This window comes from Desulfosporosinus sp. OT, assembly GCF_000224515.1.
In the GTDB taxonomy this organism is placed as follows: domain Bacteria; phylum Bacillota; class Desulfitobacteriia; order Desulfitobacteriales; family Desulfitobacteriaceae; genus Desulfosporosinus.
Map to the genome: position 1 here is coordinate 1 of NZ_AGAF01000169.1, position 15,957 is coordinate 15,957.

Genomic DNA, 15,957 nt, shown 5'->3' on the forward strand with positions numbered 1-15,957 from the left:
AAGCTGATAGGCTAGGTTCAGCCCTGTTTGCCCGCCCATAGTGGGGATTAAGCCATCGGGCCGCTCCCGCTCAATAATCCGTTCCACGGATTCAACCGTCAACGGTTCAATATAGATTCGGTCGGCAGTTTCTCGATCTGTCATAATTGTTGCTGGGTTGGAATTTACAAGAATGACTTCTACCCCTTCTTCGCGCAGAGCTCGACAAGCCTGCGTACCTGCATAGTCAAACTCAGCAGCCTGCCCAATGACAATGGGGCCTGATCCAATCACCAGAACCTTTTTCCACTCTTTCTTGGGCATTTATAGTCTCCCCTTTTTTGCTAAATTTCTCTCAACTATTGCTCTGAAACGATCAAAAATTTCTGCATTTTCCTCTGGCCCTGGAGCGCCTTCGGGATGAAATTGTACGGATAGAATCGGGTAGGTCTGATGCTCCATTCCTTCTACAGTTCCATCATTGAGATTACGCAACGTTACTTCAAACCCTGAACCCTTTAATGAAGCTTCCTGTACAGCGTAGCCGTGGTTTTGGGAGGTCATAGTCGCCTTGCCAGTTCGAATGTCTATGACCGGATGATTTCCGCCACGATGCCCAAAGGGAAGTTTATAGGTTTCTCCGCCAGCGGCTAAAGCCAAGAGCTGATGCCCCAGACAAATACCTAATACCGGTAGTTTGTCATACAAACTACGAACAGTAGCGACACATTCCGGTAGCTTTTCCGGATCTCCAGGACCATTGCTTAACACGATCCCACTGGGATGATGCCTTAGAATCTCTTCTGGAGTCGATCTAGCCGGGAACACCATGATCCTATACCCTCTCTCCTGAAGATGACGAATGATGTTGCGCTTAGCCCCAAAGTCGAGGACAGCGAGTAGTGAGCCTGATCCTGGGATTTCGTAAGCTTCCTTAACCGTTGATCGATAAACCCAGTGTTCACTGTTACCCTCAAGCTCTTCGTTTTCCTGGAAATTTGCCCAGAATTCCAGGCCGATCTCCCGTGTATGAACCAGTACACCAGGTAAAGTTCCAAATTGGCGCAGGTATCTTGTCAAGGCCCGCGTATCGACTCCCTTTAATCCCTGAACACCGTGTTGCTGACAATAATCCTCCAAGGACCCTTCACAATGCAAACTTCCCTCTCCCTCGGAGAGTTCTCGTACAATGAGTCCCTGAAGACGGGTTTTATCCGCTTCGTTTTCTTCATGGTGCCACCCATAATTTCCTATTTGCGGTTGCGTCAGGACGAGAATCTGTCCGGCATAGGACAAATCTGTGACCATTTCCTGATAGCCGCTCATTGATGTATTGAAAACCACTTCATGCGCTGCCACCGAGGTTATGTCATTCAGCCAAGCCCCAAAGGCTTCTCCCTCAAAGGATGTCCCATCTTTTAAAACAAGATATGCCACGTTCGACACTTCCTCTCTGACCGTAGTAAAATCGATCACTTTTATCTGTCTATACAAACCTTTGCCTAATCTACTTTCCTAAAACCGTCCGGTTCTTTTGCACAAGTTGACCTTCTACCCAAACCATGACTGGAAACCCTTGTAAGTTTTTACCTAAGAACGGGGTATTGCGCGCTTTCGAAACCAACTGAGTCGAATCAATCACCTCTGAAAAATCCGGATCAAAAAGCACCATATCGGCTATAGCTCCAGGTTTCAGCGATCCCCCGGGTAAGCCAAACCGCTTGGCGGGAGATACGCTCCAAGCCTCGATCACTCGCTCAAACGACAACCGCCCAGGCACCACTAGATGTTGCCAAATCGCACTCAGGGCCGTCTCGAGACTCGCAATCCCAAAGGGAGCCTCTGCAAAAGGTCGGGATTTTTCGGCCATGGTGTGTGGTGCATGGTCGGTCGCGATCATATCTAATGTTCCATCCCGGAGTCCTTCAATAAGTGACTCTCGGTCCTTTTGGGAACCCAGCGGAGGATTTACTTTAAGAGCAGTATCGGTAATACCCATCTCTTCATCGCAGAAAATCAAATGATGCGGATTAACTTCTGCCGTGATATTCACGCCTCGTGCTTTAGCCTGTCGGATTAAATCGACACTCTCTGTCGTCGAAATATGGGCCAGATGAAGTTTTCCACCTGTTTCCTCAGCCAGTAACAAATCCCTAGCCACAATCACGCTTTCTGCACTAGCAGGAATTCCTTTTAACCCCATCCGAGCTGAGACCATCCCGCGACGCATTTGCCCTTCTCCAGCCAAGTCCTTATCTTCGCAATGACTGATAATGGGGAGCCCGGTTATTTTGGCATATTCTAAAGCGAGCCGCATCACTTCCGCATTTTGAATGTTTTTACCATCATCAGAAAAGGCTGCTGCTCCACCTGCTTTCATATCCGCCATCTCGACCAATTCGCCGCCCTGCATCCCTTTAGTCACTGTTCCTATGGGTAGTACATGCGCATAGCCAGCGCGTTCACCCTGCATGCGTACAAATTCAATCAGAGCCCGATTGTCAATGACTGGTTTCGTGTTGGCCATGGCCAGAATCGTCGTAAATCCGCCGCGTACCGCAGCGCGTGAGCCACTTAGAATATCCTCTTTTTCTTCTTGCCCTGGTTCACGCAAGTGAGTGTGAACATCAATAAGCCCCGGGAAAAGAAACTTTCCTTCACCATTGATCGTTTCCACCGATTCACCCTGCGCTATCGTTAGAACCTCTTCCTCTGTCATCGAGGCGAACATTTCTAACACCTGCCCACCTTTAATGAGAACATGCCGAGGGGCAGATAAGGTTTGGCTCGGATCAATTACCCATACATCTTTAAGCCACCACATTGCTAGACCCCCCAATCAGTAAGTAAATTAAAGCCATGCGAATGGCCACACCATTCGTAACCTGGCGCTCAATTAAAGCCTGTGCGCTATCAGCCACTTCATCAGAGATTTCCACATTCCGATTCATTGGTCCGGGGTGTAAGATGATACTCTGTTTTTCCGTTTTCTTTAATCGCTCAGTCGTCAATCCATAGAGTTGGCTATACTCACGGAGGCTAGGGAACAACCCGCTTTTCTGCCGTTCAAGTTGGAGGCGCAGGGCCATCACAACATCTGCCCCAGGTAAAACACTATCCAGATCATGAGCTAATTTAACCCCCAGGCCCTCCATTTCAAAGGGAACCAGAGTTGGAGGACCCACAAAGGTCACATCAACACCAAGTTTTTGAAGACACCAAGCATTGCTTCGGGCCACCCTGGAATGCAAGACATCCCCAACGATGACAACTTTCTTACCATTCATGTCACCGAGCTGCTCCTCCATAGTGAAAATGTCTAGTAATGCTTGGGTTGGATGCGCATGCTGCCCATCTCCCGCATTAATCACACCCGCATCAAGGATATCCGCCAAGAATTTTGCCGAGCCAGAACTGGAATGCCTTATAATCACTAGGTCAGCCCGCATCGCTTGAATCGTCTTAGCCGTATCGTATAAACTCTCCCCTTTGCTCACGCTGCTCTGAGCAACTGCAATACTCGTCGTGTCTGCCCCCAACACTTTCCCAGCCATTTCAAAAGAGGTGCGAGTGCGTGTACTTGCTTCGTAGAAAAGATTAACCACTGACTTACCTTTTAACGTAGGCAATTTCTTAATCGGGCGCATCAAAATTTCTTTCATTACTTTCGCAGTATGCAGAATATGGCGAATTTCATCTACGCTCATATCCTCTATTGCTAGAACGTCTTTACGCTGCCACTTCATCGTAACCCTCCCTATCTTCTTTCACCCTTTATTATCTCTTATGGGGTAGTGCTCATACCCCTAAAAAAGTATTAAGCACCTAAAAATAAAATATATCCTCTTCCCCTAGGGGGAGAGGATATATTAATAGGCATAACCTAATCCACTCGCCCCTTGACTATCTCTCTGGATAGCATTTAAAGGGTAAAGTTCCATTTATTTCGAAGTATCTTCTTCGTGCTCCAGGAGAAGCACGTCTTCTTCCTTATCCACTTCCTGCAACCGCACTGCCACAATTTCCCGCCGCGACGTTGGTAAGTTTTTACCAACATAATCCGCCCGTATGGGTAACTCTCGATGTCCACGATCCACAAGCACTGCTAATTGAATGCGCGCCGGTCTCCCTAAATCCATAGTTGCATCTAATGCCGCCCGGGCAGTTCGCCCGGTATACAGCACGTCGTCGACTAAAATCACAGATTTTCCTTCTATGCTTACCGGGATATCCGTTTCATGGACGACAGGATGTATGTCAATGGTACTTAAGTCGTCACGATAAAGAGTGATATCCAGAATTCCAAGGGGAACTTGTACCCCTTCAAGCTTCTCAATGTATTGTCGAATTCGTTCTGCTAAGGGCACCCCTCGGCGACGAATCCCTACCAGAACAAGTCGGTCAGTTCCTTTATTCTTTTCGACAATCTCGTGCGCAATACGAGTTATAGCACGACGAATTCCATCCGCATCTAAAATCTTGCTTTTAATCGTTCCTTCCAAAACCGCTTACTCCTTTCTCCTACTAGGGCTAATCCATAAAGTCTGTAGAAAGGTAATAAAAAAAACTATCTGAACAGCAGACAGTCCTCCCTTGTTTTCCGTCTGCCTTCCCAAGCCTCTCGGGACTTCATTAAAGGCCATATAACTGTCACTAAGTTTACTTTATGATGGCTTAAAAGTCAACGTCAGGATGAATGCAATTTCTCAACAAGCATCGCAAAAGTTTTGGGCACTGGGGCATCAAATTCCATCCATATCCCACTGCGTGGATGCTCAAATCCCAAATGGACGGCATGCAGCATTTGCCCAGGAAGCCCATATTTATTGCGTTTCGGTCCATAAATAGGGTCCCCGAGAACAGGATGCTTAAGATAGGCCATATGGACACGGATCTGATGCGTTCTACCTGTTTCTAAACGTACTTCGAGATATGTAGCCTCACTAAACCGTTCTAATACGGTATAATGCGTCACTGCGGGTTTCGAGTGATGCATTACCACAGCCATTCTCTTTCGCTCAGAAGGGTCCCGTCCGATAGGTGCGTCGACCGTACCGGAAGGTTCTAATACCACCCCATGTACCAAGGCCAGGTACTTCCTGGCCATGCTATGCTCTTTAAGCTGAACAGCGAGCCCTTGATGGGCGATATCATTTTTAGCCACCACCAAAATCCCCGATGTATCTTTGTCAATACGATGTACGATTCCTGGTCGTAATACCCCGTTGATTCCAGAAAGATTGCGGCAGTGGAATAGCAGAGCATTGACCATAGTCCCAGTCCATGCCCCTGGAGCCGGGTGCACTACCATTCCCTGACGCTTATTAACAACCAAAACATCCTCATCCTCATACAGAATATCGAGGGGGATATTCTCCGGTTCGGCCGTAGACTCGCGTAAAATAGGGAACTCAACTTCAATCTGGTCACCCTGGCGTACCTTATAATTAGCTTTTTTAGGAGAACCATTAACTCTTACGCATTCTTGGGCTATAAGTCCTTGAACAAACGATCTACTCTTTCCCAGAACATCCGTCACACCCACATCGAGGCGAATTCCTTCCGCAAGTTCGAAGGTTTCCTTTTTTGCCGCTATGTTAGGACCTACTAAGGAATTCTCTTCCTCAGAAACTTGTTCTTCAAATTCAAAATCTTCTAAGGCAGATTCGTGAATTTCTTTTTCCACTCGCATAACCCCGCCAATTCTTAAAATACCATTTTATCTTTTTTATTCTTCCGTAATCGATTTACGCTCTGCCTTTTCCTCCAAATATAAGCGGAGCATAAATAACCCCACTCCTATAACAATCATACTATCTGCAAAGTTAAAGACAAAAGGCCAAATCTGAAAATCCAAATAGTCCACCACACGTCCGATCACAAGGCGGTCATAAAGATTTCCTAATGCCCCACCTCCGATCATTCCGATCGCTAAACGTGTGAGTCTTTCGCTACGCGGAATACGAAACTGCCCATAAATCACCCCACTCACAACTGCTAGAGCGGTAACAACAAAAATCCAGGTCCGACCGGCCAAGAGGCCAAATGCCGCGCCTGGATTCAAGACAAATGTCAGATGAAATATTTTGGGAATGACTATCAACGTATCACCCGGAATAAAGTTTGACTGGACTAAAACTTTAAATAAGCGATCAATAATCCATACCCCGATCATTGTAAGCCAAACCAACAACCGTCTAACCCCCCTGTGTTTTCCTTCATCTTAACACAGGGCTTAAGTGGGGGCAAATTATTCATGATGAAAATGAAACTGTCCTTGATTGCACGTAAAAGGGTCCTCGCGATAAGTCACGAAGACCCTTGATTTTATCAATGTATGAAAACTATCTTAGTCAAGCACTGCTGTAATGATAGCCATCTTGTAAACTTCTTCTGCGTTACACCCTCTGGAAAGGTCATTGATCGGAGCGTTCAGACCCTGCAGAATAGGCCCGTAAGCATCAAAGCCCCCAAGTCGCTGAGCAATCTTGTAACCGATGTTACCTGCATTAATATCTGGGAAGATAAATGTATTAGCTTGACCTGCAACAGGAGAGTTGGAACACTTTATCTTGGCAACTTCAGGGGAGAAAGCAGCATCAAACTGAAGCTCTCCGTCTACCGGAAACTCAAGGTTCATTGCCTTAAGCTTCTCTGTAGCGTTATGCACCTTATCAACTGATTCGCCTTTGCCCGATCCCATTGTACTATAGGAAAGCATAGCAACCTTTGGCTCAACATCGAAAGCCTTAGCTGATCTAGCTGTTTCAACAGCGATTTCAACAAGCTCATCTTCAGATGGGAAAAGGTTAATTGCGCAGTCAGCCAAAACATACTTCTCAGTGCCGTTTTCTGTCGCACGATTCATAATGAAGCAGCTGGATACAATCTTATTGCCGGGTCTTGTCTTGACAAGCTGAAGAGCAGGACGAACTGTATCAGCTGTAGAATAGGTAGCGCCACCCAAAAGACCGTGAGCTAAACCCATTTTAACAAGCATTGTGCCGAAATAGTTAGACTTTGACAGGGCCTCACGACAAGCAACCTCATCCATCTTGCCTTTTCTCAGTTCAACCATCTTGGCAACCATGGCCTCAAAATCAGCATAGTTCAAAGGATCAACAATTTCAATACCATCTATCGACCAACCGCACTCCTTTGCAGCAACCGCTATTTGATCAGGATTGCCTAAAAGTACCGGAGCAAGGATACCATCCTTATGTAGGCGACTGGCTGCCTCAATAATTCTGGGGTCTAATCCCTCTGTAAAAACAAGTTTCCTCTTATTAGCTTTTAACTTTGCAATCATATTTTCAAACATGATTCAATTCCTCCACTTACATTATTTTCATTAAAAATATTATACACCTAGTACCAAGGATATTTCAACATCAAAGAAGGCCTAAAAATGTCGTTATTCTAAATATTCTTAATATTCTTTAAAAATGTATAAAGAAGAAGTTTTGAAAGTCTTATAGATATAGCATGTGCAAAACAAACAAAGACACCATATCGGCCCAAACCCAGAGAGTTCCTTAACTAAGAGCACTATTACAAAATTACGTCAACATGCAAGCAAGAACCTTCCCTACTTGCAAAGCGTCTTTGCGTTAAAACGCAAGCAGCATTATAACACTCACGTCCCAACCCCGTCAACCCAAGCCAAGAGGAAGTTTCTTAGCTTAGTGAGCACTTTAGTGGAATTGCGTCAATGAGCGCAGCCGATAAGGCGTTAAGAAACGCAACGGGACTTGTCCATGACTCAAACAACAGGACGTTTGAGGTTAGAGCACCGCCCGAAGACACTGTCTTCGCACGTATTAGCCCTCTTGCAGGATGGCAAGGAGCGGCGCACTTGTGACGGAACAGGATGTTCCTAGTGTCGAATGCGCCAAGGATTGCATAGCATTCGACCAGAAAGCACAAGGGTTTTGCGTTTCACTTCCTCCCCCTCCCTAGGTCCGTCCATGCTCTTTGCTATAATGAATTGAATTTCCTCGCCCTTCTGGTTCTCTTTGCGTTTCGAGCGTTTCAATATATTGGACCGCCCCAATTACTTCATCCGCATCTTCATAGTTATTATTCGGATCCCTGACATCTCGATTTGTCCCCAAATCTTGAGCAGAATCCGAGGTCCCGTAGCGAGCCACAGCCTGCCAAGAATCTTCTCCATCGAACCCTACCTGATCTGTGCCATCGTTAAAAGTTCGAGAAAAGGGGCGATTTAGAAGTTCATTCTCAACCGGTTCGCGATGTAACGAATGTTGCTCTTCCCGCTCCTCTTCACGGCTACATTCCGTACATACCGTAGTATAGGGCAGAGCCTCAAGTCGTTCAAAGGGGATCTCATGACCACAGTGTTCACAAACACCATACTTACCTTGGTCATAGCGGTCTAACGCCACATCAATTGCCTCAACTTTGTGAACTAACCGATCATGTTGAGCCACATCCCGAGAACGCTCATATACCTCAGTCGCAATGTCTGCAGGATGATTATCTATGAGCGACAATTCACCCAACGACTCTCGCATATCTCCATTAAAAAGTTCTGTTGCTGTTTCCAGGGAATTTCGTCTCTCGTCACGGAGCGCCTCAATTATTTTAGCATAACGCGTTTGGTTTTCCATAGTTTCTTCCTCCCTATTTCATCTATACTGATTATTGTTCTTACTTTGTTCAATAAAAGTTCCTTCGATACAAAGCGAATAATTAATGCAAGCACAAACCCTCCATAGTGCATCAAAGCATCTTTGCGTCAAAACGCAAACAGTCTACAATACTTTCCCGTCCCTCTTCCGCCTCCAAACCCCGTCGACCACAAGTCAAGAGAAAGTTTCTTAGCTTAGTGAGCACTTTAGTGGAATTGCGTCAATGAGCGCAGACGATAAGGCGTTAAGAAACTCAACGGGACTTGTCCAAGGATGGACTGATGCCGCGGTGCCCGAAGACACTGTCTTCGCACGTATTAGCCTTCTGCAGGATGGCAGGAGCGGCGCACATGCAGAAAGCTCGGAGGTTTTGAGTTTTAGTATTAGCGACAAGCGAATAGCAATGGAACGTGTGCGAATACGATACTCTCCAGTGACGATAGTCTCCAGTGGAGACTATCGCCGAAGCCGTGATCCTTAAACGAACACTTACCGCCGTAGGATGCTAAGAAACTTTCTCCCTATGGCTGATGAACGTACTTGCTTAGCTCTGCAATAAGCCCTCCAATAACGGGCAAATTAAGGATGACGATACGTTTTAACAGGAAATAAGCCACTCCTGCGAGGAAACCGGCTCCCAGTGCAGTTCCTAGTCCTCGTACAAGACCGACTACAAAATTAATCCAGATCAGTCGTCCTGGGCGATTTAGGTACGCTATGTATTCCGCCAATCTCATCTTTTCAAGAGTCACAGCCAATGATGTGACTTGATGTCTTATGTAGGCCCACTCCTGAACTTGCAAAGGATTGACTTCTTCACTCGGAGAAGATGTTAATTCACCTTTTTCATCTAAAACGGTCACTTTTTCACCTCTTATTAAACATCAAATTCAGTGTTCCCATAGGCCGCTAAATTTACGCAGAGATTCAAAGATTACTTAGCTTGTACCAATCCTTCGGACACCTTGTACAAGTCTTAGTTTCACTTATGTGAAAATTTGATGCGTATGCAGAAAGCCAGGAAATATTTCCTGACTTTTTTTCAACCTAATGTGTCCGATTACTTTATGCAACGCTAATGGTATTACTTATAATGAAGAGACCCTACCCTGACGCAAATCAAACTTAATCAAACGAAACGTCCAATTCCTGACCGTTAACCAAACTAAATGCATTACCTTCATCTGTGTCTATATGCATATCCAAAGCATAATTGGCATTGACTCTGACAAGAACATGTTCAAAAATGCCCCCACGAACACCGGGAACTAGAACATGAACATGATCGCCGTCTATTAATGAGTACCGTTCTGCCTCATCGGGGGTCATGTGGATATGACGTGCTGCAAGCATCACGCCTTGCTCCAATTGAATGCGCCCCATCGGACCTTCTATAACTATACCAGGGGTTCCATCGAGCTTGCCTGAATCGCGAACAGGCGGCTTCACCCCCACTTTGAAGGTATCCGTCGCAGAAAGCTCCACTTGAGATTCTCTCCTTGCAGGTCCTAAAACACGAACTCCCGACATCGTGCCTTTCGGTCCAATAATGGTTACGGTCTCTTCACAAGCAAATTGACCTGGCTGGCTCAAGTCTTTCGTCTTTGTCAAGGTATGTCCTGCGCCAAAAAGTGCATCAATATGTTCCTGGGATAAATGAACGTGTCGATTAGAAATACCAACGGGAACTTTAAAAGTTACCATACTAATTATCATCTCCTTGTTAATTACTGTCCATTTTTCATTTTGCCGAAAAAAATACAATTTTATAATTAATATTTAAAAGGACCGAGGCAGTAAAGTTCGTACTGCCTCGGTCCTTATTGTACTTGGATATCTAAACTGCGGAGGGACGGTTGAATCGACATCACCTAGTTATAGGGGGGCCTCTTCACTCCTTCGTCAACCAAACAATTTCCCCATCTTCGAAGGCTGGGATAATCGGCAAAATGTTAGGGGTAGAACAATAAATTAAATCTCGTTCAAACCCTAAAGAAATGAGTTTTTTTCCATGAGCTGAATCTCTGATCTTATCTATGATATGGGTCTCTGAGCTGCGATATAATATACGTGCAGCTTCACCCAAATCATTAAGCACAACATTCGGCCCTAACGCATCAATAAGCATTCCCGCACAAAGAGTATCGGGCAGATCAAAACGTTCTTCTGTACCAGCACAAAACACCACAACCCCATCGAATTTACAGTTGTTTTCAAATTGCTTAACAATCGCCAAAACAATGCTCTGCATATTCAGAAATGAAGCCATCCATATCATAGGCGCAGCACTTGCATCGCGAATAGCTCTTGTGCCATTCGTCGTTGTCATAATGACTCGCTTGCCACCTACCTTCTCTGGAACGTAGTCAAAGGGTGAATTGCCGAGATCAAATCCTTCCATCGGCAGCCCATAGCGTTCCCCCCCTAATAATGACCCCGGAAGGGTTAAACGCTTTTCCAAGGCCTCTTCTGGTGTAAGCGCTGGTATTATAGCCTGACACCCGTTAGCCAAAGCAGTCACCATGGTACTTGTGGCTCGTAAAACATCAATTACGATGACTAATTTATCTTCTAGGTAGGGTAAAAGCGGCGAACCCGCATTTGGTAATACTTCAATCTGCATGCAATCACCCCCATCCCTGAGTTATAATTTATTACACTATTTCTGTTTCCATAGAAATTGGCATTTTACCTACCTTAATATTACTCATTCAACCTTTCAACCGGAAATCCTGCAAATATTTCAAAAGAATAGCGTCTCTTAACTTTTGCCAAGCAAAATACGGTTATGTTTGGGTTAAAAATGCCACTCTTTCTCGAGAAAGAGTGGCATTTCAACTTATTCACAAATCACTTATATCAACCTATCATTTTAACTATTACGCCAACGCAGGTTCGGTTTTCGCGACGCACTTACTTCGTCTAACCGCGTTACTAACGTGGTATGCGGCGCGTTCTTGACGAGATCAGTCTCACTTCGAGCTTCCTCTGCAATTCGGATGAGCACCTGTGCAAATTCATCAAGCGTTTCCACACTTTCAGTTTCTGTTGGCTCGATCATCATAGCCTCTTCGACAATCATCGGGAAATAAATGGTCGGTGGATGATAACCATAGTCCAATATGCGTTTGGCGATATCTAAAGTATGCACCCCGGTAGATTTGAGATTTTTTGGGGTAATAATAAATTCGTGTTTACATACTCGTTCAAACGGTAGAAAGTAGTGTTCTTTGAGAATACTCATTAAGTAGTTAGCATTCAAAACTGCATTCTCAGAAGCCGCCTTCAGCCCTTGCCCACCAAGGCTTCGAATATAGGCATAGGCCTTAACAAGCACTGAGAAATTCGCATAGAATGAACGTACTCGGCCAATCGAAAGCGGTAAATTCTCCTCAAGTGTAAATGTCCCATCATCCTGACGAATCACCATAGGCTTGGGCAGGAAAGGCACCAAGAACTCCTTGACTCCGACTGGTCCAGACCCTGGCCCTCCGCCTCCGTGAGGCGTAGAGAACGTTTTGTGCAAATTCAAATGTACAATGTCGAAACCCATGTCCCCTGGACGAGCGATACCCATAATCGCATTGGTATTCGCTCCGTCATAGTACAATAACCCTCCTACGTCATGAATCACCTTAGTAATTTCTAAAATATTTTCATCAAAGAGTCCCACCGTGTTAGGATTCGTTAACATAAGCGCAGCAACCTCATCATTAACGGCTTTTTTCAAAGCCTCAAGATCGACCCCTCCGCGCTCATTGGATGGAACCTGGATAATGTCATAACCGACCATCGCTGCCGTCGCCGGGTTGGTGCCATGGGCTGAATCTGGAACAATCACTTTTGTGCGTTTATTATCTTGACGGTGTTCATGATAGGCTTTAATAATTAACATCCCTGTCATTTCACCATGAGCACCAGCAGCAGGCTGGAGAGTAAACCCGTCCATTCCGGTCAATTCACAAAAATCGTCTTGAAGTTCTGCCATAAGCTGCAGAGCCCCTTGAGTCATTGACTCGGGCTGGTAGGGATGAAGGGCTGTAAAGCCGGGCAGGCGAGCTAATCTTTCGTTGACCTTCGGGTTATATTTCATAGTGCAAGACCCCAGTGGATAAAACCCAGTATCCAAACCATAATTGAAGGTGGACAACCGTGTAAAGTGACGAACGACATCCACTTCCGCTAGTTCTGGGAGGTGCGAGTCCAGCTCCTGCTGGGAGAGCATATGTTTAGGAATCATCATTTCGACAGGAACTTCCGGTACATCGCAAGCAGGCAAGCTAACGGCACTTCGTCCACTGGCGCTGAGCTCAAAAAGAAGCGGTTCTAATGTTCTCATTGGATCTCCCCCAATCTGGCCACGAGCCGATCAATATCTGCTTTGCACTTCGTTTCCGTCACACAGAAAAGAAGGTGATGATCAAGTTCAAGATAGAAACGGGCCAGATCAAGGCCTCCGATAATTTGATCTTCTAGGAGCAAGGCATTAACTTTAGCCGGCTCAATCTTCGTCTCAACCATAAATTCATGGAAGAATGGCCCTGGGAAAGCTAAAGACATTCCTGGGATTTTAGCGATCTCTCTTGAGGCATAATGAGCGTTCTGCAAATTCAGGTACGCTAATTCCTTGATTCCTGTTTTCCCGAGAGCACTCAAGTGCATGGTAAAAGCCAATGCGCAAAGCGCTTCATTGGAGCAAATATTGGACGTAGCTTTTTCCCGCCGAATATGTTGCTCGCGTGCCTGAAGAGTTAAAACGTATCCCTTTCTCCCGTTTTTGTCTGTGGCAACACCTACAATCCGCCCTGGCATCCGGCGGACGTATTTGTCCCTGGTAGCCAAGAATCCCAGATAAGGGCCTCCAAAATTTAAGGGGTTGCCTAGAGCTTGCCCTTCGCCTACAACAATGTCTGCTCCAATTTCTCCTGGGGATTTTAATAGTCCCAAAGAAATTGGATTGACTGCCATGACCACCAAGGCCCCCTTGGCATGAGCAAGTTGTACAATTTCCTCAGCGCTTTCAAGACTTCCAAAAAAATTGGGATTCTGCACAAGCACTCCTGCAATATCCTCTTGTAGAGCTGCTTCAAGGGCTGACAAATCTGTCACGCCATCTTTATACGGAATTTCGATAAGATTTACACCCCGTGGCGGTAGATAGGTCTTCATGACTTCGCGATATTCGGGATGCACTGTTTGCATTACGAGTACCTTTTTACGTCGTGTCGCATCGCAACACATGAGGGCGGCTTCTGCAAAAGCTGAAGCCCCTTCATACATGGATGCATTAGCCGCATCCATTCCAGTTAACTCGCAGACTAACGTTTGATATTCATAGATCGCCTGAAGTGTCCCTTGACTAATCTCCGGTTGGTACGGTGTATACGCAGTGTAGAATTCGGAACGCAATAACAATTGATCCACAAAACTCGGAATAAAATGTTCGTAAGCACCGGCTCCGAGGTACGAACTGTATTCTTCCACCGTTTTATTTCGACTTGCCAAACCTTTGACGTGTTTGACCAATTCCTGCTCGGCCATCCCCCCCCGAATAGCAAGAGGACGTTGCAAGCGAACTTGCGTTGGAATATCCGCAAAGAGCTCCTCAACAGACTTAACCCCAATACGGCTTAAAAGTTTTTCCTGCTGGCTGTCCGTATTCGGTACAAAATTCATTTTAATGTTCCTCCTCTAATAAAAACGTTTCATACTCAGCAGCCGTCATCATGTTTTTAAGAGGGGCTAAATCATCGGCAGCAACTTTAATTAACCATCCCTCCCCGTAAGGATCACTGTTAAGCAAATCGGGTGCATCCAGGACCAGAGTATTCACCTCAACAATCTTGCCACTGATTGAAGCAGAAATATCCGAGACGGCTTTCACCGATTCCACCGTACCGTATGATTCTCCAACTGTTACCATTGAACCTTCATCGGGAAGTTCTACAAATACAACATCCCCGAGGCTTTCTTGCGCATGATCTGTAATCCCAAACGTCACAATATTTCCCTCAACCTTAGCATACTCATGGTCTTTGTTATACTTCATATCTACTGGATTCATGAAATCATCCTCCTAATATTTTTGTGTTATCTTACCCTAAGGGCATCTAGAAAAATCCACTTCACGCAGACGTCCTCTTCAATTCAGAGTAAAAACTTGACCGCAACTTCTCGCCTCGTGCTTTACCTTAGTTCCCTCGTTTATAAAACAAAGTGGGGATCATTTTAGCTTGCACCGTTTTCCCACGAATCAACACGTCCAGGCTGTCACCTTGAACTGCCAAATCCGCGCGAATAAGTCCCAATGCTATATTTTTATTAAGAGTCGGGGAGAAAGAACCTGAAGTGACAAATCCGATGTTTTCGCCATTCTTTTGAAGTGGGTAATGAGAACGAGCGATTCCCCGCCCAATCATTTCAAGGCCTACAAGCTTACGCGGTATTCCTTGTTCCTTTTGGGCTTGGAGTGCATCCCTACCGATAAACGCTGTTTTATCTAATTTAACAAAAGCACTCAGACCCGCTTCCAACGGAGAAATTTCTGGACCTAACTCATTTCCATACAAAGGAAGGCGTGCCTCAAATCGCAAAGTGTCACGGGCACCCAAGCCAATCGGTTCTACACCTTCCGCTGCACCAATCTCTAAAATTCTTTGCCATAATTGCCTTACATATTCAGGAGCAACATAGATTTCAAACCCGTCTTCTCCGGTATAACCCGTGCGTGAGATAAGACATTGTACGCTGTCAATTTTCCCGTGTTGGAATGCATAATATTTAATTTTGGACAGATTAATGTTGGAAATACGTTGTAAAATAGTTTCTGCAAGAGGTCCTTGCAAAGCGATTTGGGCATACTGATCGGTGACGTTGTCAACACTCACGTCAAAGTTTTTAACCTGTTTAAGCATCCAGGTGTAATCCTTATCGGTGTTAGAAGCATTCACGACGATAAAAAAGTGATTTGAATCATAACGATAAACGAGCAAATCATCGACAATACCGCCGTCAGGATAACACATAGGCGAATAAAGAATTTTCCCATCTTCAAGTTTACTTACATCATTTGTAATCAACATCTGGACAAATTCCAGTGCTTCTTTACCATGGACATCAATCTCTCCCATATGTGAAACATCAAAAAGCCCTGCCTTTGTGCGGACGGTCTGGTGTTCTTCAATTACACCAGCATACTGAACTGGCATTTCCCAACCGCCAAAGTCGATTAGCTTAGCTTTTGCAACCTGATGTCCCTCGTAAAGAGGGGTTCTTTTTAGTTCGACCATATTGGCACCTCCTCCATTCTGTCATTCATTTTGCTTGA

18 protein-coding genes are annotated in these 15,957 nt (G+C 45.4%); 2 read left to right on the plus strand and 16 right to left on the minus strand.

Translation table 11 applies throughout. From position 1 onward, the window contains the following. The 8 genes from DOT_RS16060 to pta all read right to left on the minus strand — a co-directional run. A partial coding sequence (locus DOT_RS16060) for a carbamoyl-phosphate synthase subunit L (RefSeq protein WP_009620905.1) occupies positions 1–303 on the minus strand: 303 nt, incomplete at its 3' end. Next, on the minus strand, positions 304–1,416 hold the full coding sequence (carA, locus tag DOT_RS16065; RefSeq protein WP_009620907.1) for a glutamine-hydrolyzing carbamoyl-phosphate synthase small subunit: 1,113 nt from the start codon (positions 1,414–1,416) through the stop codon (positions 304–306). Between the two features lie 70 nt (positions 1,417–1,486). Further along, complete coding sequence (locus tag DOT_RS16070) at positions 1,487–2,803, minus strand: dihydroorotase (protein ID WP_009620909.1); 1,317 nt, start codon at positions 2,801–2,803, stop codon at positions 1,487–1,489. Then, complete coding sequence (locus DOT_RS16075; RefSeq protein WP_009620911.1) at positions 2,790–3,725, minus strand: aspartate carbamoyltransferase catalytic subunit; 936 nt, start codon at positions 3,723–3,725, stop codon at positions 2,790–2,792. Before DOT_RS16075 ends, DOT_RS16070 begins: the two co-directional genes overlap by 14 nt. Positions 3,726–3,920: 195 nt before the next feature. After that, on the minus strand, positions 3,921–4,481 hold the full coding sequence (gene pyrR, locus DOT_RS16080) for a bifunctional pyr operon transcriptional regulator/uracil phosphoribosyltransferase PyrR (RefSeq protein WP_009620913.1): 561 nt from the start codon (positions 4,479–4,481) through the stop codon (positions 3,921–3,923). A 185-nt stretch (positions 4,482–4,666) separates the two neighbouring features. Further along, on the minus strand, positions 4,667–5,671 hold the full coding sequence (locus tag DOT_RS16085; protein ID WP_009620915.1) for an RluA family pseudouridine synthase: 1,005 nt from the start codon (positions 5,669–5,671) through the stop codon (positions 4,667–4,669). Between the two features lie 36 nt (positions 5,672–5,707). Next, positions 5,708–6,172 (minus strand): signal peptidase II, encoded by a 465-nt coding sequence (lspA, locus tag DOT_RS16090; RefSeq protein WP_009620917.1) that lies wholly within the window; start codon positions 6,170–6,172, stop codon positions 5,708–5,710. A gap of 156 nt (positions 6,173–6,328) precedes the next feature. After that, positions 6,329–7,300 carry a phosphate acetyltransferase gene (gene pta / locus DOT_RS16095; RefSeq protein ID WP_009620919.1) on the minus strand — a complete coding sequence of 324 codons (972 nt, stop codon included), beginning with the start codon at positions 7,298–7,300 and terminating at the stop codon, positions 6,329–6,331. Between the two features lie 390 nt (positions 7,301–7,690). Here pta and DOT_RS30575 point away from each other — a divergent pair, with 390 nt between their 5' ends. Beyond that, positions 7,691–7,840: a hypothetical protein gene (locus DOT_RS30575; protein WP_157998473.1), complete on the plus strand. Its 150-nt coding sequence runs from the start codon at positions 7,691–7,693 to the stop codon at positions 7,838–7,840. A gap of 94 nt (positions 7,841–7,934) precedes the next feature. Here the strand turns inward: DOT_RS30575 and DOT_RS16100 are convergent, their stop codons facing one another. Further along, the gene (locus DOT_RS16100; protein ID WP_009620926.1) at positions 7,935–8,609 is read right to left on the minus strand and encodes a TraR/DksA C4-type zinc finger protein; all 675 of its coding nucleotides are present in this window, start codon (positions 8,607–8,609) and stop codon (positions 7,935–7,937) included. A 244-nt stretch (positions 8,610–8,853) separates the two neighbouring features. Between DOT_RS16100 and DOT_RS29810 the strand changes: the two genes are divergently transcribed. Beyond that, on the plus strand, positions 8,854–9,111 hold the full coding sequence (locus DOT_RS29810) for a hypothetical protein (RefSeq protein ID WP_139024230.1): 258 nt from the start codon (positions 8,854–8,856) through the stop codon (positions 9,109–9,111). Positions 9,112–9,151: 40 nt separating this feature from the next. Here DOT_RS29810 and DOT_RS16105 read toward each other — a convergent pair whose 3' ends face one another. From DOT_RS16105 to gcvT, 7 genes are all read right to left on the minus strand, one after another. Next, positions 9,152–9,493 carry a DUF5665 domain-containing protein gene (locus tag DOT_RS16105; protein ID WP_009620932.1) on the minus strand — a complete coding sequence of 114 codons (342 nt, stop codon included), beginning with the start codon at positions 9,491–9,493 and terminating at the stop codon, positions 9,152–9,154. A gap of 262 nt (positions 9,494–9,755) precedes the next feature. Further along, positions 9,756–10,334 (minus strand): phosphate propanoyltransferase, encoded by a 579-nt coding sequence (locus DOT_RS16110; protein ID WP_009620934.1) that lies wholly within the window; start codon positions 10,332–10,334, stop codon positions 9,756–9,758. Positions 10,335–10,521: 187 nt separating this feature from the next. Further along, positions 10,522–11,253, minus strand: coding sequence for a 2-phosphosulfolactate phosphatase (locus tag DOT_RS16115; protein ID WP_009620936.1), 732 nt, complete (start codon positions 11,251–11,253; stop codon positions 10,522–10,524). A gap of 249 nt (positions 11,254–11,502) precedes the next feature. Further along, on the minus strand, positions 11,503–12,969 hold the full coding sequence (gene gcvPB / locus DOT_RS16120; RefSeq protein WP_009620938.1) for an aminomethyl-transferring glycine dehydrogenase subunit GcvPB: 1,467 nt from the start codon (positions 12,967–12,969) through the stop codon (positions 11,503–11,505). Beyond that, positions 12,966–14,306, minus strand: a complete 1,341-nt coding sequence (gene gcvPA, locus DOT_RS16125; RefSeq protein ID WP_009620940.1) for an aminomethyl-transferring glycine dehydrogenase subunit GcvPA — start codon at positions 14,304–14,306, stop codon at positions 12,966–12,968. The genes gcvPB and gcvPA overlap by 4 nt, the downstream gene beginning before the upstream one ends. A 1-nt stretch (position 14,307) precedes the next feature. Continuing rightward, a complete protein-coding gene (gene gcvH / locus DOT_RS16130) occupies positions 14,308–14,694 on the minus strand; it encodes a glycine cleavage system protein GcvH (RefSeq protein WP_009620942.1) in 387 nt (128 codons plus the stop codon). 127 nt (positions 14,695–14,821) lie between these two features. Next, the gene (gene gcvT, locus DOT_RS16135) at positions 14,822–15,919 is read right to left on the minus strand and encodes a glycine cleavage system aminomethyltransferase GcvT (protein ID WP_009620944.1); all 1,098 of its coding nucleotides are present in this window, start codon (positions 15,917–15,919) and stop codon (positions 14,822–14,824) included. Positions 15,920–15,957: the final 38 nt, after the last annotated feature.

Excerpts from the sequence above, each read along its gene's own strand:
- DOT_RS16070 (WP_009620909.1), bottom strand. The coding sequence starts at position 2,803 with ATGTGGTGGCTTAAAGATGTATGGGTAATTGATCCGAGCCAAACCTTA.
- DOT_RS16075 (WP_009620911.1), bottom strand. The coding sequence starts at position 3,725 with ATGAAGTGGCAGCGTAAAGACGTTCTAGCAATAGAGGATATGAGCGTA.
- DOT_RS16085 (WP_009620915.1), bottom strand. The coding sequence starts at position 5,671 with ATGCGAGTGGAAAAAGAAATTCACGAATCTGCCTTAGAAGATTTTGAA.
- pta (WP_009620919.1), bottom strand. The coding sequence starts at position 7,300 with ATGTTTGAAAATATGATTGCAAAGTTAAAAGCTAATAAGAGGAAACTT.
- DOT_RS30575 (WP_157998473.1), top strand. The coding sequence starts at position 7,691 with ATGAGCGCAGCCGATAAGGCGTTAAGAAACGCAACGGGACTTGTCCAT.
- DOT_RS16100 (WP_009620926.1), bottom strand. The coding sequence starts at position 8,609 with ATGGAAAACCAAACGCGTTATGCTAAAATAATTGAGGCGCTCCGTGAC.
- DOT_RS29810 (WP_139024230.1), top strand. The coding sequence starts at position 8,854 with ATGAGCGCAGACGATAAGGCGTTAAGAAACTCAACGGGACTTGTCCAA.
- DOT_RS16110 (WP_009620934.1), bottom strand. The coding sequence starts at position 10,334 with ATGGTAACTTTTAAAGTTCCCGTTGGTATTTCTAATCGACACGTTCAT.
- DOT_RS16115 (WP_009620936.1), bottom strand. The coding sequence starts at position 11,253 with ATGCAGATTGAAGTATTACCAAATGCGGGTTCGCCGCTTTTACCCTAC.
- gcvPB (WP_009620938.1), bottom strand. The coding sequence starts at position 12,969 with ATGAGAACATTAGAACCGCTTCTTTTTGAGCTCAGCGCCAGTGGACGA.
- gcvPA (WP_009620940.1), bottom strand. The coding sequence starts at position 14,306 with ATGAATTTTGTACCGAATACGGACAGCCAGCAGGAAAAACTTTTAAGC.
- gcvH (WP_009620942.1), bottom strand. The coding sequence starts at position 14,694 with ATGAATCCAGTAGATATGAAGTATAACAAAGACCATGAGTATGCTAAG.
- gcvT (WP_009620944.1), bottom strand. The coding sequence starts at position 15,919 with ATGGTCGAACTAAAAAGAACCCCTCTTTACGAGGGACATCAGGTTGCA.